Source organism: Nocardia sp. NPDC058176 (assembly GCF_042883805.1).
Lineage (GTDB): Bacteria > Actinomycetota > Actinomycetes > Mycobacteriales > Mycobacteriaceae > Nocardia.
The window spans coordinates 1-24,802 of record NZ_JBHVVA010000002.1 but is presented as its reverse complement, the minus strand read 5'-3'; the positions used below and the strand labels follow the sequence as shown (position 1 = coordinate 24,802).

At 69.1% G+C, this 24,802-nt stretch carries 22 protein-coding genes; 6 read left to right on the top strand and 16 right to left on the bottom strand.

What is annotated here, in order from left to right:
- Window positions 1-5: 5 nt before the first annotated feature.
- The 4 genes from ACFVVM_RS12650 to ACFVVM_RS12635 all read right to left on the bottom strand — a co-directional run bounded on the left by ACFVVM_RS12650 (window position 6) and on the right by ACFVVM_RS12635 (window position 3,778).
- Window positions 6-1,430, bottom strand: coding sequence for an FAD-binding oxidoreductase (locus ACFVVM_RS12650; protein ID WP_387616910.1), 1,425 nt, complete (start codon window positions 1,428-1,430; stop codon window positions 6-8).
- A 106-nt stretch (window positions 1,431-1,536) separates the two neighbouring features.
- On the bottom strand, window positions 1,537-1,785 hold the full coding sequence (locus tag ACFVVM_RS12645; RefSeq protein WP_387616909.1) for an exodeoxyribonuclease VII small subunit: 249 nt from the start codon (window positions 1,783-1,785) through the stop codon (window positions 1,537-1,539).
- A gap of 2 nt (window positions 1,786-1,787) precedes the next feature.
- Window positions 1,788-3,080 (bottom strand): exodeoxyribonuclease VII large subunit, encoded by a 1,293-nt coding sequence (gene xseA / locus ACFVVM_RS12640; RefSeq protein ID WP_387616907.1) that lies wholly within the window; start codon window positions 3,078-3,080, stop codon window positions 1,788-1,790.
- Between the two features lie 83 nt (window positions 3,081-3,163).
- Window positions 3,164-3,778, bottom strand: a complete 615-nt coding sequence (locus ACFVVM_RS12635) for a lipid droplet-associated protein (RefSeq protein ID WP_387616905.1) — start codon at window positions 3,776-3,778, stop codon at window positions 3,164-3,166.
- Window positions 3,779-3,892: 114 nt separating this feature from the next.
- Between ACFVVM_RS12635 and ACFVVM_RS12630 the strand changes: the two genes are divergently transcribed.
- A complete protein-coding gene (locus tag ACFVVM_RS12630) occupies window positions 3,893-4,912 on the top strand; it encodes a 4-hydroxy-3-methylbut-2-enyl diphosphate reductase (protein WP_387616903.1) in 1,020 nt (339 codons plus the stop codon).
- 70 nt (window positions 4,913-4,982) lie between these two features.
- On the opposite strand, the gene ACFVVM_RS12625 is transcribed toward ACFVVM_RS12630, so the two are convergent.
- Window positions 4,983-5,843, bottom strand: coding sequence for a DUF6542 domain-containing protein (locus tag ACFVVM_RS12625; RefSeq protein WP_387616902.1), 861 nt, complete (start codon window positions 5,841-5,843; stop codon window positions 4,983-4,985).
- 51 nt (window positions 5,844-5,894) lie between these two features.
- On the bottom strand, window positions 5,895-7,043 hold the full coding sequence (locus ACFVVM_RS12620; protein ID WP_387616900.1) for a DNA recombination protein RmuC: 1,149 nt from the start codon (window positions 7,041-7,043) through the stop codon (window positions 5,895-5,897).
- 146 nt (window positions 7,044-7,189) lie between these two features.
- Between ACFVVM_RS12620 and ACFVVM_RS12615 the strand changes: the two genes are divergently transcribed.
- Together ACFVVM_RS12615 and ACFVVM_RS12610 are read left to right on the top strand one after the other, a co-directional pair.
- Window positions 7,190-8,374, top strand: a complete 1,185-nt coding sequence (locus tag ACFVVM_RS12615) for an exonuclease SbcCD subunit D (RefSeq protein ID WP_387616898.1) — start codon at window positions 7,190-7,192, stop codon at window positions 8,372-8,374.
- Between the two features lie 31 nt (window positions 8,375-8,405).
- Entirely contained in the window at window positions 8,406-11,957 is a 3,552-nt protein-coding gene (locus ACFVVM_RS12610) for an AAA family ATPase (RefSeq protein WP_387616896.1), read from the top strand.
- A gap of 45 nt (window positions 11,958-12,002) precedes the next feature.
- Here ACFVVM_RS12610 and ACFVVM_RS12605 read toward each other — a convergent pair whose 3' ends face one another.
- The 10 genes from ACFVVM_RS12605 to ACFVVM_RS12560 all read right to left on the bottom strand — a co-directional run bounded on the left by ACFVVM_RS12605 (window position 12,003) and on the right by ACFVVM_RS12560 (window position 20,247).
- Complete coding sequence (locus ACFVVM_RS12605) at window positions 12,003-12,380, bottom strand: VOC family protein (protein WP_387616894.1); 378 nt, start codon at window positions 12,378-12,380, stop codon at window positions 12,003-12,005.
- Window positions 12,361-13,020 carry a YitT family protein gene (locus ACFVVM_RS12600; protein ID WP_387616892.1) on the bottom strand — a complete coding sequence of 220 codons (660 nt, stop codon included), beginning with the start codon at window positions 13,018-13,020 and terminating at the stop codon, window positions 12,361-12,363. Before ACFVVM_RS12600 ends, ACFVVM_RS12605 begins: the two co-directional genes overlap by 20 nt.
- A gap of 158 nt (window positions 13,021-13,178) precedes the next feature.
- A complete protein-coding gene (locus tag ACFVVM_RS12595) occupies window positions 13,179-13,688 on the bottom strand; it encodes a methylated-DNA--[protein]-cysteine S-methyltransferase (protein WP_387616890.1) in 510 nt (169 codons plus the stop codon).
- Window positions 13,689-13,712: 24 nt separating this feature from the next.
- On the bottom strand, window positions 13,713-15,272 hold the full coding sequence (locus ACFVVM_RS12590) for a DNA-3-methyladenine glycosylase 2 family protein (RefSeq protein WP_387616888.1): 1,560 nt from the start codon (window positions 15,270-15,272) through the stop codon (window positions 13,713-13,715).
- A gap of 47 nt (window positions 15,273-15,319) precedes the next feature.
- The gene (locus ACFVVM_RS12585) at window positions 15,320-15,544 is read right to left on the bottom strand and encodes a helix-turn-helix domain-containing protein (RefSeq protein WP_387616886.1); all 225 of its coding nucleotides are present in this window, start codon (window positions 15,542-15,544) and stop codon (window positions 15,320-15,322) included.
- Window positions 15,544-16,170 (bottom strand): DUF2975 domain-containing protein, encoded by a 627-nt coding sequence (locus ACFVVM_RS12580; protein WP_387616884.1) that lies wholly within the window; start codon window positions 16,168-16,170, stop codon window positions 15,544-15,546. Before ACFVVM_RS12580 ends, ACFVVM_RS12585 begins: the two co-directional genes overlap by 1 nt.
- Window positions 16,171-16,240: 70 nt before the next feature.
- The gene (locus ACFVVM_RS12575; protein ID WP_387619169.1) at window positions 16,241-16,411 is read right to left on the bottom strand and encodes a YbdD/YjiX family protein; all 171 of its coding nucleotides are present in this window, start codon (window positions 16,409-16,411) and stop codon (window positions 16,241-16,243) included.
- Between the two features lie 191 nt (window positions 16,412-16,602).
- On the bottom strand, window positions 16,603-18,855 hold the full coding sequence (locus ACFVVM_RS12570; RefSeq protein ID WP_387616882.1) for a carbon starvation CstA family protein: 2,253 nt from the start codon (window positions 18,853-18,855) through the stop codon (window positions 16,603-16,605).
- A 125-nt stretch (window positions 18,856-18,980) separates the two neighbouring features.
- Window positions 18,981-19,400 carry a VOC family protein gene (locus ACFVVM_RS12565; RefSeq protein WP_387616880.1) on the bottom strand — a complete coding sequence of 140 codons (420 nt, stop codon included), beginning with the start codon at window positions 19,398-19,400 and terminating at the stop codon, window positions 18,981-18,983.
- A 4-nt stretch (window positions 19,401-19,404) separates the two neighbouring features.
- Window positions 19,405-20,247, bottom strand: a complete 843-nt coding sequence (locus tag ACFVVM_RS12560; protein WP_387616878.1) for a helix-turn-helix domain-containing protein — start codon at window positions 20,245-20,247, stop codon at window positions 19,405-19,407.
- Between the two features lie 251 nt (window positions 20,248-20,498).
- Here ACFVVM_RS12560 and ACFVVM_RS12555 point away from each other — a divergent pair, with 251 nt between their 5' ends.
- The 3 genes from ACFVVM_RS12555 (at window position 20,499) to ACFVVM_RS12545 (ending at window position 24,753) form a co-directional block, all read left to right on the top strand.
- A complete protein-coding gene (locus ACFVVM_RS12555) occupies window positions 20,499-21,413 on the top strand; it encodes a zinc-binding alcohol dehydrogenase family protein (protein ID WP_387616876.1) in 915 nt (304 codons plus the stop codon).
- A 172-nt stretch (window positions 21,414-21,585) separates the two neighbouring features.
- Window positions 21,586-22,689 (top strand): redox-regulated ATPase YchF, encoded by a 1,104-nt coding sequence (ychF, locus tag ACFVVM_RS12550; protein WP_387616874.1) that lies wholly within the window; start codon window positions 21,586-21,588, stop codon window positions 22,687-22,689.
- 390 nt (window positions 22,690-23,079) lie between these two features.
- Window positions 23,080-24,753 carry an Eco57I restriction-modification methylase domain-containing protein gene (locus ACFVVM_RS12545; RefSeq protein WP_387616872.1) on the top strand — a complete coding sequence of 558 codons (1,674 nt, stop codon included), beginning with the start codon at window positions 23,080-23,082 and terminating at the stop codon, window positions 24,751-24,753.
- Window positions 24,754-24,802 lie beyond the last annotated feature (49 nt).

Below are 24,802 nucleotides of genomic sequence, written 5' to 3'. Positions count from 1 at the left end.
GCGGGTCAGTTGCTCAGCTGGTAGGACCAGCCGGTGTTGGGCAGCGCGGTCGAGGTGGAGATCCGTTCCGCGAGGAGCACGTCGTCGGCCTTGCCCTGCGCGAGCAGGCCGTAGGGGTCGAAGTCGCGTTTGAAGGCGGCTTCGCGTTGTCCCCACGGTTTCATCCCGCCCGCGCCGAGCAGCGGCGTGTGGCTGTTGACGATGGACAATCCGGCCCGCTGCAACCGCTCGATGACCTCGGCCAGGTGCTCGCGGCCCTCGTACCCGAACACCGGTGAACCTTGGCAGGACAGGCCGCCGTCGATCCGTTTCATCTCCACGTGCAGCGGGCCGAGCTCGCCGAACTCGCGGTGCACGCGCACGATCGACTCGTAGAGCGTCGGCTTCGGGAACAGCGCGAGCAGACCGATCAGTGCCGGGTCGCGGCGCTGGTAGTGCATCAGCGAATGTCCCCAGGTGAACTCGTAGAGCGGGACGCCGTAGCTCCCCTTGCCCTCGAGGCAGCGGTAGCGGATCCGGCCGCCGTTGGCGTGCACCAGATCCTCCACGTTGGGCACCGACTGCACCGCCGCCATCACCAGGACCATCGCCTCGCCCTCGGGGATCAGTCCGGCCAGCCCGGTGAAGTACTGGGGCAGCGGGTGCGCGTGCGGGGAGACGACCTTCTTGAGCACGCCGTCGCTGTGGCAGAGGTCGACCGAGAAGCGCGCGGCCTGCTCGAACTCCGGGAACGAGATGACCAGTTCGTGCCATTCCCACGCCGGGGCGACCGGCAGTTCGACCTCGGTGATGATGCCGTTGGCGCCGTAGGCGTGGTGCACGGTGTTCACATCGCGCCCGCGCAGCTCGATCAGCCGCGGATGTTCCTCCACGGTCATCACTTCCAACGCGGTGATGTTGCCGGTGTCGCGCAGGATGCCCCACTGGCAGCTGCCGACCCCGGCGTGCCCGCCCGCGATGTACCCACCGACGGTGGCCTTCTGCGCGGTCGGCGGATGCATGCGCAGTTCCCAGCCGGACGGCCGGATCTCGGCATCGATGTCGGCGACCACGGTGCCGGTCAGCGCCCGCACACTCCGTGGCAGCTGCCTGCCGCGATCACCGTGCCAGCCGAGGACGCCCGTCAGCGCGGTCACGTCGATCACGGCGCCGCCGCTCAGCGGCACACCCTGACCGAACTGGCCGGAACCGGCGCCGCGCACGGTGATCGGGACGCGATGACGCGCGCAGGCCGCGACCGCGGTGCGCAGCTCCTCCTTGTTGCGTGGCGCGATGAAGATCTCGGCATTGTGCCCGCGCAACAGGTCGCGCAGAACCGGGCTCTGGCCGAACAGGTCACGGCTCTTGGTGCGCAGTTTGCGGGTGTCGGTGGAGTGATCGATCGGTCCCAGTTCGGTGCGCAGCCGCGTGAGGGCTTCGGCAGGCGACATCAGAGGTACTCCACGGTGCTTCGGGGCCGATCAATGGATTGCCCAGCCTGCCCGCACCGTGTTTCGGTGCCGTAAAGCAGGAATTGCGCCGTGTGAACCGGTGGCCCTATTCGGCGGTGTCGAGATCGGCGCGGGAGAGGGCGTCCTCGACTCGCTTGCGGGCACCGGCGAGGTGCTGTTCGCAGCGGGCGGCCAACGCTTCGCCGCGTTCCCACAGGGCCAGCGAGTCGTCGAGGTCGAGGCCGCCCTGTTCGAGCATCTTGACGACATTGATCAGCTCGTCGCGGGCGCGCTCGTAGCCGAAGGCCGCGATCTCGGCCATGGTGTCGGTGGTGTCGGAACCGGCGTCGGCCACGGTCACTCCCTGTTCTCGTCGGTGGTCTTCGGCGTCAGGCGCTGGGTACCGAGTGCCGCCGCGGAGACCGCGCCGTCGGCGACCCTGATCCGCAGCTGGCTGCCCGCGGGCGCGTCCTCGATCGACCGCACGACATGGCGTTCCGGCCCTGCCACGCGCTGCACGACAGCGTAACCACGGGCCAGCGTGGCGGCCGGACCCACGGCGGTGAGTTTCTCGCGCAGGTGCTGGGTGGCCGTCGACTCGGTGCGCAGGAAGCGTTCGATGTCGCGCTGCGCGGTGGCGCGCAGCCGCTCCACCTCGTCGTGGCGATGGGTGAGCTCGCGCAGCGGATCGGCCAGGACCGGCCGGGAACGCAACTGCGTCAGGGTGTGCGACTCGCGCTCGACCCAGCCGCGCAGCGCGGCCGCCGAGCGCGCGCGCATCTCGCGGACCCCGGCCAGCTCGGCGGCGGCATCGGGGACGATGCGCTTGGCGGCATCGGTGGGCGTGGCCGCGCGCAAGTCGGCGACCAGATCGAGCAGGGGGTTGTCGGGCTCGTGGCCGATCGCGCTGACCACCGGCGTTCGCGCCGCGGCGACGGCCCGGCACAGTGCCTCGTCGGAGAACGGCAGCAGATCCTCGGTGCTGCCACCACCACGCGCAAGCACGATCACCTCGACCTCGTCGTCGCGATCGAGCTCGGCCAGCGCCGTCAGCATCTGCGGCACCGCCGTCGGCCCCTGCACCGCCGTATTACGAATGACGAAACGTACTGCGGGCCAACGATTCTGGGCCACACTGAGGACATCGCGCTCGGCCGCGCTGGCCCGCCCGGTGATCAACCCGATCGTCGCGGGCAGAAACGGCAACGGCCGCTTGAGCCGCGCGTCGAACAGCCCCTCCGCCGTGAGCAGCTGCTTCAACCGTTCGATCCGCGCCAGCAGTTCACCGATCCCGACCGCGCGGATCTCGGTGACCCGCAACGAGATCGTGCCCCGGCCGGTGAAGAACTGCAGCTTGCCGTAGACGACCACCCGGCTGCCCTCGGTCAATGGAACCGGCAGCCGCCGCAGCAGATCGGGATCGCAGGTCAGCGACAGCGACATGTCGGCGGAGGTGTCGCGCAGCACCAGGAACGCGGTGCGCGTGCCGGGCCGCAGATTGATCTGGGTGACCTGCCCCTCGACCCAGATACTGCCGAGCCGTTCGATCCACTGGGCGACCTTCACGGCCACCGAACGCACCGGATACGGCTGTTCCGCCGAATTCGCCGGTGCGCCTGCCGGAGCGGGCGCGGCACCGTCCTGAGTCATACGTCAGGTATACGCGGCGGCTCCGACACAAAACAAAGCGGCCGCATCCAGCGCCGTGGGCGCGGATTGCGGCCGCTTGGAGATCACTTCGCCTGGACGGTGGCGATTCGGTTGGTCAGCATGGTGACGAAAGGTGCGCGGGCGCGGGTCGCTTCCTCGAAGGCCAGCAGCTGGCCGAGCTCCTCGACGGTCAGCATGCGCAGCCGGGCGCGCAGCTGGGCCAGCGTCATCGTCGGGTAGTCGTAGCGGATGGCGACCTCGGGCGCCTCGACCTCCGCGAGCGCCTCGACGGCGGGCTCCTCGACCGGCGCGGGCTCGATGACCTCGGACTCGGTCTCGAGCACCAGCAGCGACGCGGGCACGGCCCTGCCATTGGTCGACTCGCCCGGTGCCGGTTCGGCGAACAGATCGAAGCGACTGGTGTGGCCGTTGGTCGCGGCGGGCGCCGGCTCGATGTCCTCGTCGAAGGTGGCCCACTCGGGCTGTTCCTGCGGCGCCGAGCCGAGCCGCTCGAACACCACGTCGCCCTTGAGGGCGAGGCTGGTGACGAACTGCTGCAGATGCATGGTCGTCTGCAGCACGCGACTGAGCGCGGTGATCGGGAAATTGACGGCGGCGACAGGTAACCGCCGCGTCTCTTCTAAGGCGTATACGGCGGCACCGGCGGCGACCCGGGCCACGAACGGAGGTCGAAACATGCCACCAGCCTGCCGTAAACCGCGTGTGATGCAAAGGTCCAGCCTGCCCGGATGTGACTTTCGCCCCTCGATCCCACCGGATACCCGCCGTCGAGCGCACGTAAGCTGTGGGATATGACCTCGGCAATTCCCTTGAACGTCGGTATCGCGCGCTCGGCGGGCGCGACTGCTGCCGGTGGCAAGCGCGTGCTGCTGGCCGAGCCGCGCGGTTACTGCGCAGGCGTCGATCGCGCCGTCGAGACCGTGGAGAAGGCGCTGGAGAAGCACGGTGCGCCCATCTACGTGCGCAAGGAGATCGTGCACAACCGCCACGTCGTGGAGACGCTGCGCGAGCGTGGCGTGATCTTCGTCGACGAGACCGACGAGGTGCCGGAGGGCGCGCTGGTCGTGTTCTCCGCCCACGGTGTCGCGCCGATCGTCCACGAGACCGCCGCCGAACGGAATCTGCGCACCATCGACGCCACCTGCCCGCTGGTCACCAAGGTGCACCAGGAGGCCAAGCGCTTCGCCCGCGACGACTACGACATCCTGCTGATCGGCCACGAGGGCCACGAGGAGGTCGAGGGCACCGCCGGTGAGGCCCCCGAGCACGTGCAGCTCGTCGACGGACCCGACGCGGTGGACAAGGTCTCGGTGCGCGATCCGGCCAAGGTGATCTGGCTGTCGCAGACCACGCTGTCGGTCGACGAGACCATGCAGACCGTCGAGCGGCTGCGCGAGCGCTTCCCGACGCTGCAGGATCCGCCCAGCGACGACATCTGCTACGCCACCTCCAACCGCCAGACCGCGGTCAAGGCGATGGCGCCCGAATGCGATCTGGTGATCGTGGTCGGTTCGCGCAACTCGTCGAACTCGGTGCGCCTGGTCGAGGTGGCCCTCGGCGCCGGTGCGCGGGCGTCGTATCTGGTCGACTACGCCCGCGAGGTCGACCTGGCCTGGCTCGACGGCGTGGAGACCATCGGCATCACCTCCGGTGCCTCGGTGCCGGAGATCCTGGTGACCGGTGTGCTCGAGCTGCTGGCCGAGCACGGCTTCGGTGAGGTGCAGCCGGTGACGACGGCCAACGAGACGCTGGTGTTCTCGCTGCCGCGTGAGCTGCGCGCCGCGCGCCGGGACGCCGCCGCGAAGCGCTGACGCCCGGAGCGGAACCGAACCACAGACGAAAAATCCCCGTCGCGTGATCGCGGCGGGGATTTTTCGTGGCTCAGACGTTGTCGGGTCGGCGCCGTTCGGTGCGGCCGGCGTCGCGGTCGCGGTAGCGCACGTTCGGCTGCGGATGCGGTGGCGCGTCACCGCGCCGACGGGGCGTGCGGGCCGGTTCGGCCTCGCGGGGAGCGCCGCCACGGGCGCGGGGTTCCCTGGTCCGCGCGGCGGGCGCGCGCTTGGGTTCGGCGGGTGCCCGCTTGGGCTCTTGCGGGCGCGCGGGGCGGCGGGCCGGGCTGGCCATGTCGACTTCGGTATCGGGATCGTCGAGGACGGCGGTGGCGCGGCGGGGACGCCTGCGGCCGGTGTCGCCCAGATCGCCCGCGGGTGCCGGCCGGCGGCGGTTGGCCGGCTTGCGCTCCGCTTTGCGTTCGGACTTGCGTTCGGTCCTGCGCTCGGCCGGGGCGGGCTTGGCGGTGGCGGGGGCCCGCTTGGCGATCGCGATCCTGGCGCCGCCGATCGCGAGCACCAGCGCGGTGGCCAGCATCATCGTGGGGAAGCGTTCCACCAGCGGGATGATCAGGTTCATCAGCACGTCTTTGACGGAGGTGGTCGCGCGCCCGCCGAGCAGGTGGCAGGCCACCGGCACCGCGACGAACAGCAGCAGCGGCGGCAGCACCATGGTCGAGAACAGACCGCGCATCCGCACCGCGCACACCGCGAGCACGCAGCCGAGTACATACAGCGCCGAGAACGTGCCGGTCGGGTAGGTCTCGCCACCGAGCCCGTCGATCAGGAACCCGAGCATCGTCGCGCCGACGGCGAGCAGAACCGCCGCCAGAGCGGGGATGCCGGGCACCGAAGGAACGATCGAGCGTTGCGGCGCGGGCACCCGGGGTCGCGCACGTTGGGAAGCAGCCACACTATGACACTAACTGCACAACCGCCCGTCAGGCGTCGCGGCACGAGGAACTCAGTGGCGATCCTCGGCCTCGGCGAAGGCGACGACGCGCGGTCTGGTGTCGGTCAGCCGGATTGCCGGGAGCTCCTGATCGGCGATGCCGAGATCGTGCATCCGGCGCGCGGTGACCATCACCCGCGACTCCACCGAGCCGACCGTGGCGTTGAAAGCCGCTACGGCCTTACCGAGATTCACGCCGAGGTTGTCCAGGTGCTCGGCGACCTTGCCCACCCGGGTGTAGAGCTCCTTGCCCAATTGCTGCACCGTTGCCATATCGCGGGACAGCGCTTCCTGGCGCCAGCTGAACGCGACGGTGCGCAGCAGCGCGATCAATGTCGTCGGCGTTGCGAGGATCACGTTCCGGCCGAACGCGTACTCGAGCAGTCCCGCGTCGGTGGTCAGGGCGGCGTCGAGGAACGGGTCGCCCGGCACGAACAGCACCACGAATTCCGGTGCCGGATCGAAGGCCGCCCAGTACGCCTTGTCCGACAGCTGGTCGACGTGGGCGCGCAGTTGCTTGGCGTGGCGGGCCAGCAGCTGAGCGCGATTGGTCGGGTCGTCGGTGGTCGCGGCGTCGAGGTAGGCCGAGAACGGCACCTTCGCGTCGACCACGATGTGCCTGCCACCGGCGAGCCGCACGACCATGTCGGGCCGGACCGCGCCGCGGTCGTCACCGCCCGACCGGTTCACCTGGGTGTCGAAATCGCAGTGCCTGGTCATCCCGGCCAGTTCGACGACCCGCTCCAGCTGGATCTCACCCCACCGACCGCGCACCTGCGGCGCCCGTAAGGCGGCGACCAGCTGCCCGGTCTGATCGGAGAGCCGGTGTGAGGTGCGCTGCATCCCGGCGACCTGCTCGCGCAGCCCCGAGTACGCGTCGATCCGGTGATGCTCGACCTGCCGGATCTGCTGCTCCAGCGCGCCGACCGCGTCGCGCAGCGGATCGACCAGCGCGCCGACGGCGGCCGAATGCCGACGCGCCGCATCCTCGTTCGCCGCGTGCAGCGACTGCTGCAGCAACCGTTGGTTGTCCCCGGCCGCGGCCAGCCTGGCCTCCGCCGCGGCGGTGCGTTGCCCACCGCGGGCGGCATGGCCCAACCAGCCGAGACCGAACCCGGCACCGAAAACCAAGACGAGCGCGACGAGCATCGAAGCGGTCATAGCGGTGATGGTGCCCGAGGGCACCGACAAACTCGCAATCCCCCGGCAACCCGGCGTGGTGGCCCGGCATGTCGCCACGCCGAAGAATTACACCGATGTAGTGCGTCGATTGAATTCTGTCGGTGCGGTGCCCTACGGTTCGCGGCATGCGGATCCTGCACACCTCCGATTGGCACATCGGGCGCACCTTTCACGGTGTCGACCTGCTGGCGGATCAGGCGCGGGCGCTCTCGGCCATCGCCGAACTGGTCGCCGCCGAATCGGTCGACGTGGTGGTGGTGCCGGGCGATGTCTACGACCGCTCCATCCCCGGTGCCGACGCCATCGCGGTCTGCAATCGCGGATTCGAGGCGATCCGGGCCGCCGGTGCCACGATCATCGCCACCTCGGGCAATCACGATTCGCCCGCCCGGCTCGGCGCGGGCGCCAGCTTCGCCGCCGCGGGCGGACTGCACCTGTGCACCAGGGTGGCCGACGCGGATCGGCCGGTGCTGCTCGCCGATGCCGACGGCGAGGTCGCCTTCTACGGCATCCCGTATCTGGAACCGGAGATCACCCGTGCCGAACTCGGTGTGCCGCAGGCCCGCTCGCACGCGGAGATCCTCGACGCGGCGATGGCGCGGATCAACGCCGATCGCGCCGCCCGGCCCGGCGTGCGTTCGGTGGTGCTCGCGCACGCCTTCGTCGTCGGCGGCGAGGCCACCGGGTCCGAACGGTCCATCTCGGTCGGCGGGGTGGAGACGGTGCCCATGTCGGCCTTCGACGGCATCGACTATGTGGCGCTGGGGCACCTGCATTCGCCGCAGACGCTTTCGGAGTCGGTGCGCTACAGCGGTTCTCCGCTGCCGTACTCCTTCGGTGAGAGTTCGCATCGCAAGGCGGTCTGGATCGTCGACCTCGACGCCACCGGCCTCGCCGCGGTCGAGCGCCGCGACCTACCGCTGGTCCGTGGCTTGAGCAGGCTCACCAGCACGCTCGAAGAGCTGCTCGCCGGTGCCGAATTCGCTGCCGCCGAAGCGCATTACGTGTCGGCCACACTGACTGACAGCACCCGCCCGGTCGATCCGATGCGTAAACTGCGCGACCGGTTCCCGCACGCGGTGCACGTGGAATGGGTTCGCCCGGAAGGCAATCCGGAACTGCGCTATCGGGAGCGCGTGCACGGCCGCCGTGATGCCGAGGTGGCGGCGAGTTTTCTGACCGACGTGCGTGGTACGCCGAGCGAGGGGGAGATGGCATGGGTGGAGCGAGCACTGGCGGCCGCGGTCAGCGAGCCCGATCGGCCCCGGAACCCGGACGCGGTGCCCGATGCCGCCGAGCTGACGGCGTGAATCCCGACGCCGGGTTCGCTGGCGGCGCCGAATGAGGCTGCATCGGCTGGAGATGACCGCGTTCGGCCCGTTCGCCGAGACCACCGTCGTCGACTTCGACGCGCTCGGCTCCGACGGGCTGTTCCTGCTGCACGGGCACACCGGCGCGGGCAAGACGACCGTGCTCGACGCCATCGCGTTCGCCCTCTACGGCAAGGTGCCCGGCGCGCGCGGGGAGAGCAAGCGCCTGCACTCCGACCACGCCGATCCGCAGACGCCGCCCCAGGTGAGCCTGGAAGCCACGCTCGGCGGTCGCAAGCTCCGGCTGACCCGCGTGCCCGAGTTCGAGCGGCCCAAGCGGGACGGGTCGGGCACCCGCACGCTCCAGCCCAAAGCCAACCTCACCTGGCTCGACGGCAGCGGCGAGAACCTGTCCAGGATCACCGATATCGGCGAGGAGGTACTGCGCCTGCTCGGCATGAGCGCCGACCAGTTCTTCCAGGTGGTGCTGCTGCCGCAGGGCGATTTCGCCCGCTTCCTGCGCGCCGAGAACGAGGAGCGCGAGAAGCTGCTCGAAAAGCTCTTCGACACCCAGCGTTTCGGCACGGCAGAACAGTGGTTGGCCGATCGCCGTCGCGCCGCCGGAGCCACCCTCGACACTCATCGTCAGGGCATCGATCGGCTGATCACCAAGGTCGGGATGGCCGCGGGTTTCAGCGGCGCGGAGTCGGTCGAGGCCAGTGACGCGGTCGCCTGGTCACAGGAACTCCTGGCCCAGGCCCGGACCGAACTCGCCGACGCGAACACCGATGCCGATCTGCGCCAGAAGGAATCGGCCGAGGCCCGCACCGAGGCCGAGGAACAGCGCCGCCTCGCCGACCTGCACTCGCGCATGGCCGCCGCCGAAGCCGAACTGTCCGCCTACACCGCCGCCGCGCCGCATCGCGCCGAACTGACCCGCGAACTCGAACAGGCCCGCCGCGCCGAACCCGTCGTCCAGGCCATCGACGAGGCCCGATCGGCAGTTCGTGCCCTCCGCCGCGCCGAATCGTCCACACGAACCGCCGCCGGCGCACTGGCAGCCCAGCTCCGCGCCCCGGCCGCGGTCGACATCGCCGGTATCGACCTGCTGACCGTCGTGACCGATGCCGAAGCATCAGAGGCAATCGATGGGCGATCGGTCGGTGGCAGCGCTGATCGTGCTGCCGCTGGTGCGGGTGGGTCGCGCCCGTCTCGCGAGGGCATCGGCCGGTCGGTTGGTGGGGTCACCGCAGGTGCTGACGGGTGGCGTCCGCGTCATGGGGACGTAGCCGTCGCGCGATCCGGATCGAAGGCCGGTGTGTCGGTGGCCGGTGTCCGGGACGTCGTCGGGGATCTCGATGCCGCGATCAGTCAGTGGAATGCGCTGCTCGGGGTGCTCGGTGAGGTGCGTGCCGATGCGGTGACCGCTGATCAGTTGGCCGCCGATCTGGCCGCGCACGAAGCCGAGGCGGCGCAGCTCGCCCGGCGTGCCACCGAGTTGGGTGGGCGGCGGATCGAATTGCCGACGGTGATCGCCGGCGCGCAGGAACAGCTGCGCGAGGCGACCGATGCCGCCGCCGCGCTGCCCGGGCTGCGTAGCGAGTTGGCGAAGTGGCAGGACTCCGCAGCGGCTGCCGTCGAATTGTCCAGGCAGCGACCGGCGTTGGATCGGGCGCAGGGCGAACTCGATGCCGCCCGCAGGACTCACCTCGATGCCAGGGAGCGCGTGCTCGATCTGCGCGCCCGCCGCCTGGCCGGGATGGCGGCCGAACTCGCGGGTGCGCTGGAGGCGGGCGCGCCGTGCACAGTCTGCGGTTCCGCCGAACATCCCGAACCGGCCCAACCCACCGACGACGCGGTGTCCAAGGACGCCGAGGACACCGCCACCGTCGCCGAGCAGGCCGCCGAGGCCGCTCGCGACCGGATCGCCGAGCGCATCGGCGCCATCGAACGCGAAATCGAGGCGCTCACCGCCCGCGGCGGCGACGCCGACCCCGTCACCCTCGCCGACGCCGTCCGCACCGCTACCCACCGCTTCGACGACGCCGCCGACACCGCCGATCGCGCCGCCGCGCTCACCACCCGCCTCGACACCCTGCGCACCGAGGAGTCCCAGCTCCACGAGCAGTCCCGCGACCTGGACTCCCGCCTCGGCACCGTCACCGCGAACATCGCCGCCACCCGCACCCGCCTCGACGAACTCACCCTCCGCCTGCGCACCGCCGCAGGCGCCGACGCCACCGTCGAAGCCCGCACCACCCGTCTCGAATCCCTCGTCACCGCCGCCACCACCCTCCGCACCACCCGCACCGAGGAATCCACCGCCCGCGACGCCGTCCGCCGCATCGCCACCCGCGTGGAAACCCTGGCCCGCACAGCTGGTTTCGTCGCCGAAGGATTCGAAGTCCCCGCCGCGCCGATGGCCGGTCAGGCGTCGGACTCGCCGGGAGCGGAACCACGCTCCGGTGTGGGCATTGATGCCGAGCTCAGTGCTGGGGCCGACGGGGAGGTTGTGTCCGGGATCGACGCGGACGGCGAGGACGCCGAATCCGCGCAGTCTGCTGCCGGACGTTCCGGTCGGCGGGCCGATCGGTCGCGTGCGATCTCGGTCGGGCCCGAGATGCCCAGTCTGTTCGACCTTTTCGACGAAGCGCCCAGCGACGAAGTCTCGGTCGAAGAGGTCGAGCCTGCCGCGCCTCGCGACGACATCGCGCTTCTCACGGCCTACGCCAAGGTTGTCACCGCTGTCGCGCGCACCGCGCAGCAGCAGGCCGCGATCGAAGCCGAACTCACCGCCGCCGATCGGGCGCGCGCGCATGCGGAGACCGTGCTGGCCGAGCCGCAGATCCGGGCGGCGGCCGAGCAGGTGCCCGGTGACCTGGGCGAGCTGGAGCAGCGGTTCGCGCAGGCACAGCGTGCGCTGACCGCGGCGGTAGCCGCGCAGTCGGCGGCGGCGGAGCGGGTCGCCCAGCTCGAGCGGCTGGGGGCGCAGCTGTGGGGTGAGGTAGAGCGGATCGCGCCCGAGCAGCGGGCTTTCGACGAGCTGGCCGGGCTGGCCGAGGTGGTCGCTGGTCGCGGTGAGAACAATCGGCGGATGTCGCTGCGGTCGTATGTGCTGGCCGCGCGACTCGAGGAGGTCGCGGTGGCGGGCTCGCTGCGGCTGCGCCGAATGTCTGGTGGGCGTTACGAATTCGTTCACTCGGACAAGGCGGGTCCACGCGGTCGCCGTGGCGGCCTCGGCCTCGACGTCCGCGACGACTACACCGGTGCCATACGCTCCGCGAAAACCCTCTCCGGCGGCGAAACCTTCATGGCCTCACTGGCTTTGGCGCTCGGCCTGGCCGACGTGGTCGCCGCCGAATCCGGCGGCGTCGTCCTGGACACCCTGTTCATCGACGAGGGCTTCGGCAGTCTCGACGCCGACACCCTCGACGCCGTCATGGGCGTACTGGACGAACTCCGCGCGGGCGGCCGCGTCGTCGGCGTGGTCAGTCACGTCGACGAGATGCGCCAGCGCATCCCCAGCCGCCTCCACGTCCTCCGCGGGCGCACCGGCTCCCGGCTCCAAGCCACGGTGGCCTGAACGGCAAGCGTCGCCGACCGTAGGTCACCGTGCGCGGACCGGCTGTCAGACGGGATCGATGCGTGCTCTGAGCAGGCAGAACTCATTGCCTTCCGGATCGGCGAGAACATGCCAGGATTCCTCGCCGGTCTGGCCCACGTCGGCTGGACGTGCCCCGAGCCGCAGCAGGCGTTCGAGTTCGGCGTCCTGATCGTGGTCGGTGGCGCTGACGTCGATGTGCAGGCGCGACTTCGCCGGCTCCGGCTCGTCCTGGCGGCTGAGAATGATCGTCGGCTGCGCGCCGCCGAACCCTGCGTGCGGCCCGATCTCGACACTGTCCTCATCGCGATCGAGAACGGCGAAATCCAGGACCTGACACCAGAACCGGGCCAGTGCCTCGGGGTCGCGGCATTCGAGGACGAGTTCACTGATGCGGCATGCCATGGATGGACCTGCTCTCCGAGTGTGGGGTTTGGGGTTCCGGGCGCGGTGTCGGGGTGAAGCCGGGGAGCCGACCGTCGATGTACGGGATCATCAGCTGGATCAATGGGCCGATGCCGAAGGCGTAGACCAAGGTCCCGATGCCGACGGTGCCGCCGAGGACCCAGCCGGTGGCCAGGACCGAGGCCTCGATGCCGGTGCGGACCGACCAGACAGGCCACCCGGTTCGGGCGACCAGTCCAGTCATCAGTCCATCACGGGGTCCTGGACCCATCCCGGCGCCGATGTAGAGCACGGTCGCGGCGGCGTTGACCACCACCGCCACGACCATGGCGAGCACTTGCAGCCACAGCTGCTCCGCGGCCGGGATCAACCACAGTCCGGCGTCGACCGCCACCGCGATCACCACCACATTGCTGATCGTTCCGAGCCCGGGCCGCTGCCGCAGCGGGATCCAGGCGAGCAGGACAACGAGCCCGGTCAGCGCGGTCACCATGCCGAAACTCAACGGCACATGCGACGCGACGCCCTGATGGAAGACATCCCACGGATCGAGTCCGAGCCCGGCCCGGATCATCACCGCCATCGATATCCCGTACAACCACAGACCGATGTACAGCGCGAGGAGGCGGCGAGTGAGCATGGGTATCAGCATCCGGTCAGCTGAACCCCAGTGGAAGAGCCACTTCTTCAATACTGGACTGATCTTCGGCCTGCCATCGAGGGGCTGTCGAGCTGTGTCAGTCCGTCGAGCCACATCCGATCGCGCCGTGACGCTGTGCCGGTCAGGTCACTGTCAGGTCACCCCTCGTGGTCGAGCAACCAACGCTTGGCATCCAACCCCCAGCGGAACCCGCCCAGCGCGCCCCCGATCCGCAGCACCCGATGGCACGGCACGAACAGCGCTGCCGCATTGCGCGCACACGCACTGGCCGCCGCGCGGGTGGCGGCGGGACGACCGGCCAGCCCCGCGAACTCGGTGTATGTAATGGGCTCGCCCGCAGGCACTTTGCGCAGAACTTCCCACGCGTGCAGGAGGAATTCACCGGAGTGCTGCCGCACGGGAATCCCGTCGATCGCGGTCAGATCACCCGCGTGGTAGTCGGTGATCGCCGTGGTCACCGCGCCGAGCGAATCCCGTTGCCGCAGTTCGGCAGGACGCAGGGTCGGGTGGATGACGCTGGTCAAGGTGCTGACATCGCCGGTCCAGCCCGAGGCGAGCACGGCGCCGTCGGCATCGACGACCGCGGTGAATGGGCCGATCGGCGTGGTGACGGTCGCGGTGTCGGCGAGGCTGATGGTGGTAGGCATGGTATTTCGCTTCCGGTAGCAGGTTCAGGAAGGCACGGGAAGAACGCCGCGGTGTTCGAGCGCGGTCTTCCACAGGTGCATGGACAGATAGGAGCGCCACGGCGCCCACCGTTCGGTGCGGGCGAGGTCGATCCCCGCGTACGCCGCGCCCTGGCGGACCACCAGGTCGGTGCCGAGCAGAATGTCGGGATCGGCGAGCGAGCGCATGGTGACGTAGTCGGCCGTCCACGGCCCGACCCCGTCGAGCGCGAGCAAGTCCCGCCGCAGGTCAGCGGCTGTCCGACCCGAGTGCAACACGAGCTCGCCGTCCGCGGTCGCCCGCGCCGCGGCCACGATGGCCGCGACCCGACGCGCGGGCCCGGTGAGCACTTCGCCCCCGTGCTCGGCGACCGCCGCGGCCGTCGGAAACAGCCGCGGCACCGGCCCATCGATCCGCTCACCGAGCGCATCGACCAGCCGCGCGGTATGCGTCGCCGCCGCCTGCACCGAAATCTGCTGCCCGATCATGGTGCGCAACAACAACTCCGGCCCATCCAGACACCCTGGCACCCGAATCCCCGGCGTGAAGCCAGGCTCCGGACCCGTGCCCCGGTCACCGCTCGCCGCATCGGCACGGCTCCGTCCGGGTCCACCGAGGTTCGCGTCGCCGACATCGGCACCCGACGCCGGTCCGATCACCAACGCTTCATCGATCCCGTGTGGATCGGCATCCAGGTCGAGCAGGTGCCGCACCCGCGCCACCGTCGGCGCCAGATCGCGCATGTCGCGCAGCGCCAGCTCGGCCCGGACGTGACCGGGTTGAAAGGACAACCGGATGGTCGCGTGGCCGTGGGGCGTGCGCAGGCTGCGCGCGTAGATGCCGTCCGCCCACGTCTCCATGCCGGGCACGGTGTGCGCGGACAGGAACCAGGCCAGCCAGCCGGTGTCGAGGGGTTCCCGGTAGGGCAGGCGCAGGGTCAGCAGGCCCGGGGTGGCGGGGGCGACGACGTCCGCGCGCGGTGAGCGCCGGGATTCGGTGCGCATGGTCGACGGGCTCACCGCGAACACCTCGCGCACGGTGTCGTTGAACTGGCGAATGCTGGCGAAGCCCGCCGCGAACGCGATGTCCGACATCGGCATCTCGGTGGTCTGGATGAGCAGCCGCGCGGTGTGCGCGCGATGAGCTCGGGCCAGTGCGAGCGGACCGGCGCCGAGTTCGGTGGTGAGCACCCGGGTCAGCTGGCGCTGTGAGTAGCCGAGCGTCGCGGCCAGCGCGGGCACCCCGCCCCGCTCGATCACCCCGTCGCCGATCAGCCGCATGGCGCGGGCGGCGAGATCGGCCCGCACATTCCACAGCGGCGAGCCGGGCGCCGCGTCGGGCAGACACCGTCGACAGGCCCGATACCCGGCCTGCTGCGCCGCCGCGGCGGTCGGCAGGAATGACACGTTCACCCGCTTGGGCGTGATCGCCGGGCACGACGGCCTGCAGTAGATACCGGTGGTGCGCACCGCGGTGAAGAACTGCCCGTCGAAGCGGGAGTCCCTGGTGGAGACCGCGCGGTAGCAGCGCTCGAAGTCCAAAGCCGTGATGGTCACGTCATCCACACTGTCAGCCCGCCGGACGCGACGCTAGCGGAAATCGGCCACTGCCGTCAGGCGTCGTCGTAGCTGATGAGGTCGCCCGGCTGGCAGTCCAGTTCCCGGCACAGGGCGGCGAGGGTGGAGAACCGGATGGCTCTGGCCCGGCCGTTCTTCAGCACCGACATGTTCACGACGGTGACGCCCACCCGCTCGGCCAGCTCGGTCAGGGTGAGCCCGCGCTCGGACAGCAGTTCGTCGAGATGCACGCGCACCCCGGTGGCGTCCTCCGGCGGCATCAGACCAGCCCCGCGACGTCATCGCGCAGCCGCGTCCCGCGCCGGAACACCTCGGCCAGCGCGACGAGCGCGACCCCGGCGAGCAGCAGCGCACCACTGCTCGACCCGTATTCGAACGTCACCGAGACCGGCGACCCGAGCGCCATGGACTCCAGCCGTGCGTGGCTGAACGCCTCGACCACGGGAACGAGCAGCGCGACGGTGATCACGGCGACCGCGACGGAATAGACGCGGCGCGCGTTCGCGGCGACGAACGGATCACCCTTGTCCAGGCTGCCGACGACGCGCAGCACGGACACGAGCACGACGAGTGCGGCGGCGGCGGCGATCAAGCCGGGCGCCGACAGCAAGAGACGCTGCGCTGTCCCCGGGTCGTGGAACGTCATCTCCATCGCGCCGGATCCGCCGACGCTGATGCCGTCACCGATCTCGGCGCGATGCGTCGGCGCGCCGCCGGGGTGGCTGACGGTGATCGTGTTCCATCGACCGTCCCCCGCGGCGGGCAGCACCGTGATCCACAGCAGTCGATAGGCCGTGACGAGCCCGGTCGCGCCGATCGCGACGAGCAACGCGACGCGCAGCACGACGGTGTCGGACCGGGTCCAGCGAAGTGGTGACGAGCGCACGACAACCCCCTACATATCGTTTTTCGATATTAACGATAAACGATATGTAGGGGGTTGTCACCGCCGCCGATCAGCAGCAGCGGGTCGAAGGGTTGCGTTCCGCCTCGGCATACCGTTCGCGCCAGTACTCACGCTCGCTGGGCACCGGACGGTCGGGATGATTGCGTCGCAGGTGACCCACGTAGCGCTGGTAGTCCTGTCCGCCGTTGATCGCGCTGTACCACCGTGCGACCCCGCGCACACCCGCCCACACGCGAGCGAGCAGCGCACCCAAGCGCGGCCCGGAGGCACTCGGCGCGGCGCATTCGGCGACAGCGACATCGCGCGACACGGCCGGAGTGGTGCCGCTCCGATCGCGGAGTACGGCCCGCTCGAGCACTGGGGTGCGGACGGCCGATCCGGTGAACCGGCCGTCCACATCCCGGTGCGGGCTCATGACGAATGCGCCGATCCGGGCGCACTCACCTTGCCCTCGGCGATCAGCGCGTCCCACTCCTTCTGCACGTCCTTCTCCGCCGGTGTCGCGAGGAAACCACTGGGAGAGAAGATCTTCGACGGCTGCTCCTCCGACTCGGTGCTCGACACCGTGCCCGAACGAATCGCCCGCACACACACCAGCGTGGCGACGACGGCCACGATCAGCACCAGCCCCGCGAACACGATCGAGAGCGTGCCCTGGATGAAGGTGTTGCGGATCGCGATGTCCACCTGCTCGGGAGTCTTCGCGGTCAGGCAGCTCGTCCCGGCTTCCTTGGCGGCCCGGCACAGGCTGTTCTGGGTCCAGTAGCCGAGCTTGGGATCGTCGGAGAAGATCTTCTGCCAGGACGCGGCCATCGTGACGATGAGATCCCAGGCCAGCGGAATGCCCGGTATCCAGGCCCACTTCAGCTGCCCGCGCTTGATGATGATGGTGAGCACGATGGTCAGTGCGAGGGCCGCCAGCAATTGGTTGGCGATGCCGAACAGCGGGAAGAGCGCGTTGATGCCGCCGAACGGATCGTTGACGCCCATCAGCAGCACGCCACCCCAGCCCGCGACGACCAGCAGCGAGCACAGCCACGCGCCGACCCGCCACGACGGATCCCGGAACTTCTTGAACCCGCCACCGAAGTTGCCCAGCGCGTCGGAGAACAGGAACCGCGCGACGCGGGTGCCCGCGTCGATGGTGGTGAGGATGAACAGCGCCTCGAACATGATCGCGAAGTGGTACCAGAACGCCTTCATCGACGCTCCGCCGAGGAACTGGCTGAACACCTCGGAGATGCCGACGGCCAGCGTCGGCGCGCCACCGGTGCGCGAGATGATCGAGGTCTCGCCGACATCGGCGGCGGCGTCGGAGAACAGCTCCGGTGTCGCGGGCGGGCCGGACAGGCCGAGCGAATTCGTGTACTCCGCAGCGCTTTCCGGCGTGCCACCGGTGAGCCCGGCGGCGGCGTTCATGCCGAAGTACAGGTGCTGATCGATGATCGTCGCGGTGATGATCGCCATGACCGCGACGAACGACTCCATCAGCATGCCGCCGTAGCCGATCATCCTGGCATTGGATTCCTTGGCCATCAGCTTGGGTGTGGTCCCCGAGGCGACCAGCGCGTGGAAGCCCGAGAGCGCACCGCAGGCGATGGTGATGAACAGGAATGGGAACAGGCTGCCCGCGAACGCCGGACCCGTTCCGCTGTGCGCGAATTCGGAGACGGCGGGCGCTTTCAGCACCGGCATGGTGATCAGGATGCCCGCTGCGAGCAGCACGATCGTGCCGATCTTCATGAACGTCGACAGGTAGTCGCGCGGGGCGAGCAGCAGCCATACCGGCAGCACCGAGGCGAAGAAGCCGTAGGCGATCAGGCACCACGCGATGGTGGTGCGCGAGAGGGTGAACCAGTCCGCGCCCCACTCGGTCTCCGACACCACGCCGCCGCCGACGATCGCGGCCAGCAGCAGCACGATGCCGATCGCGGAGACCTCACCGACCTTGCCCGGTCGCAGGAACCGCAGGTACACGCCCATGAACAGGGCGATCGGGATGGTCATCGCGATGGAGAACACGCCCCACGGGCTCTCGCCGAGGGCGTTCACCACGACCAGGGCGAGCACCGCGAGCAGGATGGTCATGATCGCCAGAATCGCCACGATCGCCGCGGCGCCACCGACGGTGCCGAGCTCGTCGCGCGCCATCTGGCCGAGGCTGCGCCCGCGCCTGCGGGTCGAGGCCCACAGCACCAGGTAGTCCTGCACCGCACCGGCGAACACCACGCCGACCACGATCCAGATGGTGCCGGGCAGGTAGCCCATCTGCGCGGCCAGCACCGGTCCGACCAGCGGTCCGGCGCCCGCGATGGCGGCGAAGTGGTGCCCGTAGAGCACCCGCCGGTCCATCGGCATGAAGTCTTTGCCGTTGTCGTAGAGCTCGGCGGGGGTGGCCACGTCATCGCGCGGCTTGGTGATCTTCCATTCGATGTACCGCGCGTAGAAGCGGTAGGCGATGATGTAGGTACAGACCGCCGCGATGACGATCCACACCGCGTTCACGGACTCGCCGCGGACGAACGCGATGACCGTCCACGCGATGGCGCCGAGCACGGCGATTCCCGCGAACACGGCCTTCTTGGCCGGTGTCAGCGGTGTGCGATCGACGACACCGACCGGAGGTAGCTCCGGGTCGGTCCGTAGATATTCGATGGTCGCCATTGACTCAACTCTCCTGTATAAAGCGCAGGACCTCGGGGGAAACATCGACAAGGTAGCCGATGGGAGATCCGCGCCGGAGAGGTTCGCACACCCTCACGGCCAAGATGAAATTTTGTTCAGCGGGCTCACTCGCCGGAATATGTCCCGAAACTCCAGAGGTTGCCCTCGGGATCGGCGACGCTGAAGCCACGCGAGCCGTAGTCCTCGTCGCGCAGTCCGCGGATGATCTTCGCGCCCGCCGCGGTGGCGCGGGCGTGCAGGGCGTCGGGGTCGTCGGTCACCAGATAGAGGGAGGCGACACCGGCGGGGCGGGAGCCGAAGGGGCTGTCGTCGCGGCCGGTGGAGCCGAACATGATGCCGCCGCCCGCGGGCCAGCGCAGTTCGCCGTGCTCGACGACCGCCGGGTCGTCGTCTCTGGCGTAGACCGCGGTCACCTCGAACCCGAAGGCGGTGGTGAGGAACTCGGTCATGGCGCGGGCGTCGTCGAAGGCGAGGCACGGCCAGACGGCGGCCGCGGTGCTGGTGGAGTTGGTTGCAGTAGTCATGGGTTCAGCCTCGCGCTTCGAGGGCGGCCGGGTCTTGGACGGATGGAATCTCCTCGGCCAGCCAGGTCGTCGGCGCGCACCCGGCGAGCTCGGTGAAGTCGCGATTGAGGTGGGCCTGGTCGTAGTAGCCGCAGGCGGCCGCGACCTGGGCGATGGAGACATAGGAGGGCACGTCGGCGAGCATCCGCCGCGCCCGCTCGAACCGGATGATCCGGGCCGCCAGTTTCGGGCTCGCGCCGAACTCGGCGGTGAACTTACGGGTCAGGTGCTGTCTGCTCCAGCCGATCCGCTCGGCCAGCGGGGTGATCTCACAGGTCCCGCCCGTGCCGACGAGAGTGCGCCAGGCCCAGGTGAGTTCGGGCGCCGGGCGGGTTTCGGTGCGTACGGCCGCGAGGAGGGCGCGGTCGCAGGCGGCGAATCGGCTCGGCCAATCCGGTTGGGACTGCACCGCATCCGCGAGGTGATCGCCCAATGCCGCTTGCGCGTCGGCACATTCGATCGACATGTCCCACAGTTCACTGGCGGGCATGCCGAACAGGACCCGGCTGCCCAGCGGAGTCAGTTCGATCGCCACACCCTCTTGGAAACCGGTGTGCGAGATCATCGCCGGCGTCGCCTGCAATCCGCTCAGCACACACCGGAAACTGCCGGGGGCCTGGCGCGGATCGGTGTGCTCGACGACGTCGATGGTCGGGCCGATGGCGACGATGAAGGTCATGTGCCGCGAGGGCAGGCCGCGGTGCAGGCCCGGCTCGTATCCCGCCATCCGGTAGCCGAGATAGCGGTCGATGAATGCCGCGAGGACCGGCGCGGGAGCCGCGGTCACCACCTCCGTGGTCGCCTCCATAGGGCAACGCTACGCCCGGTGCGGGGCGGCGACCAGTGCGTTCCGCGCACGACGTTTCGGGAGCGGTCGGCGCGTCCGGTGTGGCGTGCCGCACGCGTCCGCGCGGCTCGGCCTGGGTAATCACCCGTTCGTGAAGGTGCTCTCCGCGTCGTCGCGGCGGCGGTGAGATTTCGCACTCGCAGCCCGAGGAGCTGTGGAAACGCGTACCCACCCGGTTACCGTTGCGCCTTCGCTCGATTTCAGGAGGTGTCATGCGGCGGGTTCAGTACGAGCACAGCGGTGGTCCGGAGGTGCTCGAGGTCGTCGCAGCGGAGGTGCCGGCACCCGGCGCCGGTGAGCTGCTCGTTCGCGTCGAGGCCATCGGGGTCACCCTGTCGGCGATCCGGCGGATCAGCGTCGCACAGCAGTTGCGCGCCGAGGTGGCCGGTGAGGTCGTCGCGGTGGGTGACGGTGTCGACGGGTACAGCGAGGGATATCGCGTCGTCGGGCTGTGTACCTCCGATGCCTATGCCGAGTACGTCGTGCTCGCCGCCGATCAGGCCTCGGCGATTCCCGACGGCGCGTCCGCGGTCGACGCGGTCGCGTTGATGCGCAGCGGGCTCGTCGCCCTCGGCGCGCTCGACACCGCTGCTCCCCGCGAGGGTGAGACCGCGCTGGTCACCGCCGCGGCGGGTGGCGTCGGCCATCTCGCCGTGCAGCTGGCCCGCGTGCGCGGCGCGAGCTGGGTCACCGCCGCGGTCTCGGCCGAGGCCAAGGCCGATTTCGTGCGCGAACTCGGTGCCGACGAGGTGTTCACCTACGACCAGCTGCACTGCGGCAAGCAGGCCGACTACGCCCTCGACGGCGTCGGCGGCAGCGGACTGGCCGAGACCCTCGGCGGATTGGCCGAGGGCGGTCGCGCCGTCACCTACGGCACCGGCGCCGGCCTCATCGACACCGAGGACCTGCTCGCGGGCGGCAAGACCCTCACCGGATTCCGCATCGGCCGCCTCGCCCAGCGCGACGCGGCCCGCTACGAGGATCTGCGCCAGGAGGTCTGGCAGTACTACGCCTCCGGTCTGCTGCACCCGGTCGTGCACGCGGAGTTCGCGCTCGACGACGCGGCGGCCGCGCATGCGGTCATCGAGCAGCGCGAGAACCTGGGCAAGGTCGTCCTCGTTCCCTGACCGCACCAGCGCTCGGCCATCACGTTGGACAGTTGATCACCAGGCACTGAGGTGAGTATCGGCCGAGAGGCGCCCGCCACCAGAGCCTGGTGATCAATGGTCCAGGTCGGTCCCGCGCGGAGCCGAAGGCGCTGACCGGCGGGCGGTGAGCACCACGTAGACTCCTGTTCTCGTGAGCCTCACCCTTGGAATCGTTGGTCTGCCCAATGTCGGTAAGTCGACGCTGTTCAACGCGTTGACCAAGAACGACGTGTTGGCCGCGAACTATCCGTTCGCGACCATCGAACCCAACGTCGGCGTGGTCCCGCTGCCCGACCAGCGGCTGAACAAGCTGGCCGAGATCTTCGGTTCCGAGCGGATCGTGCCCGCCGTGGTGTCGTTCGTCGACATCGCCGGCATCGTGAAGGGCGCCTCTGAGGGCGCGGGCCTTGGCAACAAGTTCCTGGCCAACATCCGTGAGGCCGACGCCATCTGCCAGGTGGTGCGCGTGTTCGCCGACGACGACGTGATCCACGTCGACGGTCGCGTCGATCCCACCGCCGACATCGAGGTCATCGAGACCGAGCTCATCCTCGCCGACCTGCAGACCCTCGAGAAGGCCATCCCGCGCCTCGAGAAGGAAGCCAGGGTCAAGAAGGACCGCAAGCCCCTGCTCGACGCCGCCAACGTGGCCCAGGACTTCCTCAACCAGGGCACCACCCTGTTCGCCGCGGGCAACAAGATCGACGCCGAGTTGCTGCGCGAACTCTCGCTGCTCACGATCAAGCCGTTCCTCTACGTCTTCAACGCCGACGAATCCGTCCTCACCGACGAGGCCAAGGTCGCCGAACTCAAGGCCGCCGTCGCCCCCGCCGACGCCGTTTTCCTCGACGCCAAGGTCGAAGCCGAACTCCTCGAACTCGACGACGAGTCCGCCCTCGAACTCCTCGAGTCCATCGGCCAGACCGAGCCCGGCCTGCACGGCCTGGCCCGCGCCGGCTTCCACACCCTCGGCCTGCAGACCTACCTCACCGCAGGCCCCAAGGAAGCCCGAGCCTGGACCATCCACCAGGGCGACACCGCCCCCAAGGCCGCGGGCGTCATCCACACCGACTTCGAACGCGGCTTCATCAAGGCCGAAATCGTCGCCTTCACCGACCTCGTCGACGCCGGCTCCATGTCCGCCGCCAAGGCCGCGGGCAAGGTCCGCATGGAAGGCAAGGACTACGTCATGACCGACGGCGACGTCGTGGAGTTCCGCAGCGGACTAGCCTCTGCGGCTCAGGGTAAGAAGTAATGCTCGCGGGAAGACTGCGGCGGGGCAGACGGTGGGGGTCCGAAGATGCCGGATCCGGCGGAACTCCACTCATCGCGCGTCGATTCGCGATTACTTCGTCCTGTCTACGGCGCGGGGCTTCTCTGCGCAGGCAGGGATCAGGAGGGCATGACCGTCGAATCGGGGTTGGCGGCGCGGTGCACGCGGTACCAGTAGTCCTTATCCTGCACAGGTCTGTCGTCGCCCGACCACCGTGTGTCTGTGTGACTGGCTAGCATCGACTTCGTTTGCCCCGCCCGGACAGGTTCTAGGACGGAGCAGTGGGCCACCGCGCGACAAGTGCCGTGTGTCGGTGAACAGCTGTGCCTCGTGAGCAGCGAGGATGGAGCTACTGGCGGAGAGGGGACGAACGTGAAGTTCAAGAGCGAGCAGACGTACGACAAGTTGAGGGGTGGCTATTACACCCCCGCCCCTGTCGCGCGGTTTCTGAGCCGGTGGGCGCTCGCCGACAATCCCAAATCGCTGCTTGAGCCCAGTTGCGGAGACGGAGCATTCTTCCGCGCCGCTGAGGAACTGGGGCTCGTGCCAGGGGTGGTCCATGGAGTTGAACTGGACCCTTACGAGGCTGAAAAAGCCCAGGCTGCCTTGGGGTCAGGTGACACGCAGAAGCGGGTGTTCGCGACGGACTTCCTCCAGTTTGCCGAGGACGGTCAAGACGAGTACGACGCCGTGCTCGGGAACCCGCCTTACATCCGCTACCAGTTCCTCTCCGCTGCGACGCAGCACCTTGCCAAGGTGCTCTACAACCGCAATGGGCTACCGTTCACCAAGCATCTGAATGCGTGGGCTCCGTTCGTCGTGGAGTCGCTCGATCGGCTAACTCCCGGCGGACGGCTCGCGATGGTAATTCCGGCCGAGTTGATGAACGTCATCCACGCCGGCGGCCTGCGCAAATTCTTGTTGGAAGTGTGCTCACGGGTCCTCCTGATTGACACGCAGGCACTGATCTTCGACGAGGCTCTCCAAGGCACCGTTCTGCTGATGGCGCAGAAGCGACCGGACGGCTGTGATGGTCCAGCGAAGCTGGCCATCCGGCACGAGATAGGGACGGACTTCCTGGAGCGGGACCCGAACACGATCTTCGATAGTGCCGAGTACGTTGCGCGACGTGCCTCCGCCGACAAGTGGATGAACTCGCTGCTGACCGCCGAGGAACAAGCCGTTCTCGACCGTGCGACAAGCTTGCCTGCGTTCCATCTGTTCGGCGAGATCGCGAAGGTCGGGGTCGGCATCGTGACAGGCGCCAACAACTTCTTCCTCGTGCCGGACCATGTGGTCGAGGAGTTCGGGCTTCACCAGTTCGTCAAGCCAATGTTCGGACGCAGTTTTCATGTGCGCGGGGTTATCTACTCTCAGGTGGTCCACGATGCCAACAAGGGATCGGGAGTCGCCGCTAACTTCCTGCACTTCGGCAATGTGCCGTTCGCCGACCTGCCAGCAGGTGCTCGGCGGTACATCCAGAAGGGCGAGGCCGAGGAGCTGCACACCAGGTACAAGTGCCGTATCCGTGAGCCCTGGTACGACGTCCCGTCGGTCCGGTTCGCCGCCATGAGCCTGTTGAAGCGATCGCATGAGGTCCCTCGGCTGATTGTCAACGAGATGGGTGCTTACACCACCGACACCGCCTACCGTGTGGACTCCGAAGTCGACCCGATGGTCCTCTCGGTTGGCTGGCTCAACTCCGTCACTGCCCTCTCGGCGGAGATGCACGGACGCGCCTACGGCGGCGGAGTGCTCGAACTAGTCCCGTCCGAGATCAGGTCCATGCTCGTACCCGTCGTGGACGTGGCCGACACGGACCTTGCCGAATTAGATGAATGGCTCATTGCAGGCCAGAGCGTTGATAGCATCCTCGAACGTCAGGACGCTAAGGTGCTCACGCGCGCCGGGCTTACCGTCGAAGAGATCGCGGTGATCCAGCGGGCGCGGCGAAGGCTTATGGCGCGGCGGCTGCGAGAAGTCGAGGCCGACGACAAGGTGTCAGCACCAGCCGGTGCCGACAAAGGGCAAGATGTGGCAGTCTGATGGATCGCTGCCGCGAGGAAATTAAGGGCGCATGGTTTCGCTTGCTGAC

Coding starts and splice junctions, on each gene's coding strand:
- ACFVVM_RS12650 (WP_387616910.1), bottom strand. CDS start 1,430: ATGTCGCCTGCCGAAGCCCTCACGCGGCTGCGCACCGAACTGGGACCG.
- xseA (WP_387616907.1), bottom strand. CDS start 3,080: ATGACTCAGGACGGTGCCGCGCCCGCTCCGGCAGGCGCACCGGCGAAT.
- ACFVVM_RS12635 (WP_387616905.1), bottom strand. CDS start 3,778: ATGTTTCGACCTCCGTTCGTGGCCCGGGTCGCCGCCGGTGCCGCCGTA.
- ACFVVM_RS12630 (WP_387616903.1), top strand. CDS start 3,893: ATGACCTCGGCAATTCCCTTGAACGTCGGTATCGCGCGCTCGGCGGGC.
- ACFVVM_RS12620 (WP_387616900.1), bottom strand. CDS start 7,043: ATGACCGCTTCGATGCTCGTCGCGCTCGTCTTGGTTTTCGGTGCCGGG.
- ACFVVM_RS12615 (WP_387616898.1), top strand. CDS start 7,190: ATGCGGATCCTGCACACCTCCGATTGGCACATCGGGCGCACCTTTCAC.
- ACFVVM_RS12610 (WP_387616896.1), top strand. CDS start 8,406: ATGAGGCTGCATCGGCTGGAGATGACCGCGTTCGGCCCGTTCGCCGAG.
- ACFVVM_RS12605 (WP_387616894.1), bottom strand. CDS start 12,380: ATGGCATGCCGCATCAGTGAACTCGTCCTCGAATGCCGCGACCCCGAG.
- ACFVVM_RS12600 (WP_387616892.1), bottom strand. CDS start 13,020: ATGCTCACTCGCCGCCTCCTCGCGCTGTACATCGGTCTGTGGTTGTAC.
- ACFVVM_RS12595 (WP_387616890.1), bottom strand. CDS start 13,688: ATGCCTACCACCATCAGCCTCGCCGACACCGCGACCGTCACCACGCCG.
- ACFVVM_RS12585 (WP_387616886.1), bottom strand. CDS start 15,544: ATGCCGCCGGAGGACGCCACCGGGGTGCGCGTGCATCTCGACGAACTG.
- ACFVVM_RS12570 (WP_387616882.1), bottom strand. CDS start 18,855: ATGGCGACCATCGAATATCTACGGACCGACCCGGAGCTACCTCCGGTC.
- ACFVVM_RS12565 (WP_387616880.1), bottom strand. CDS start 19,400: ATGACTACTGCAACCAACTCCACCAGCACCGCGGCCGCCGTCTGGCCG.
- ACFVVM_RS12560 (WP_387616878.1), bottom strand. CDS start 20,247: ATGGAGGCGACCACGGAGGTGGTGACCGCGGCTCCCGCGCCGGTCCTC.
- ACFVVM_RS12555 (WP_387616876.1), top strand. CDS start 20,499: ATGCGGCGGGTTCAGTACGAGCACAGCGGTGGTCCGGAGGTGCTCGAG.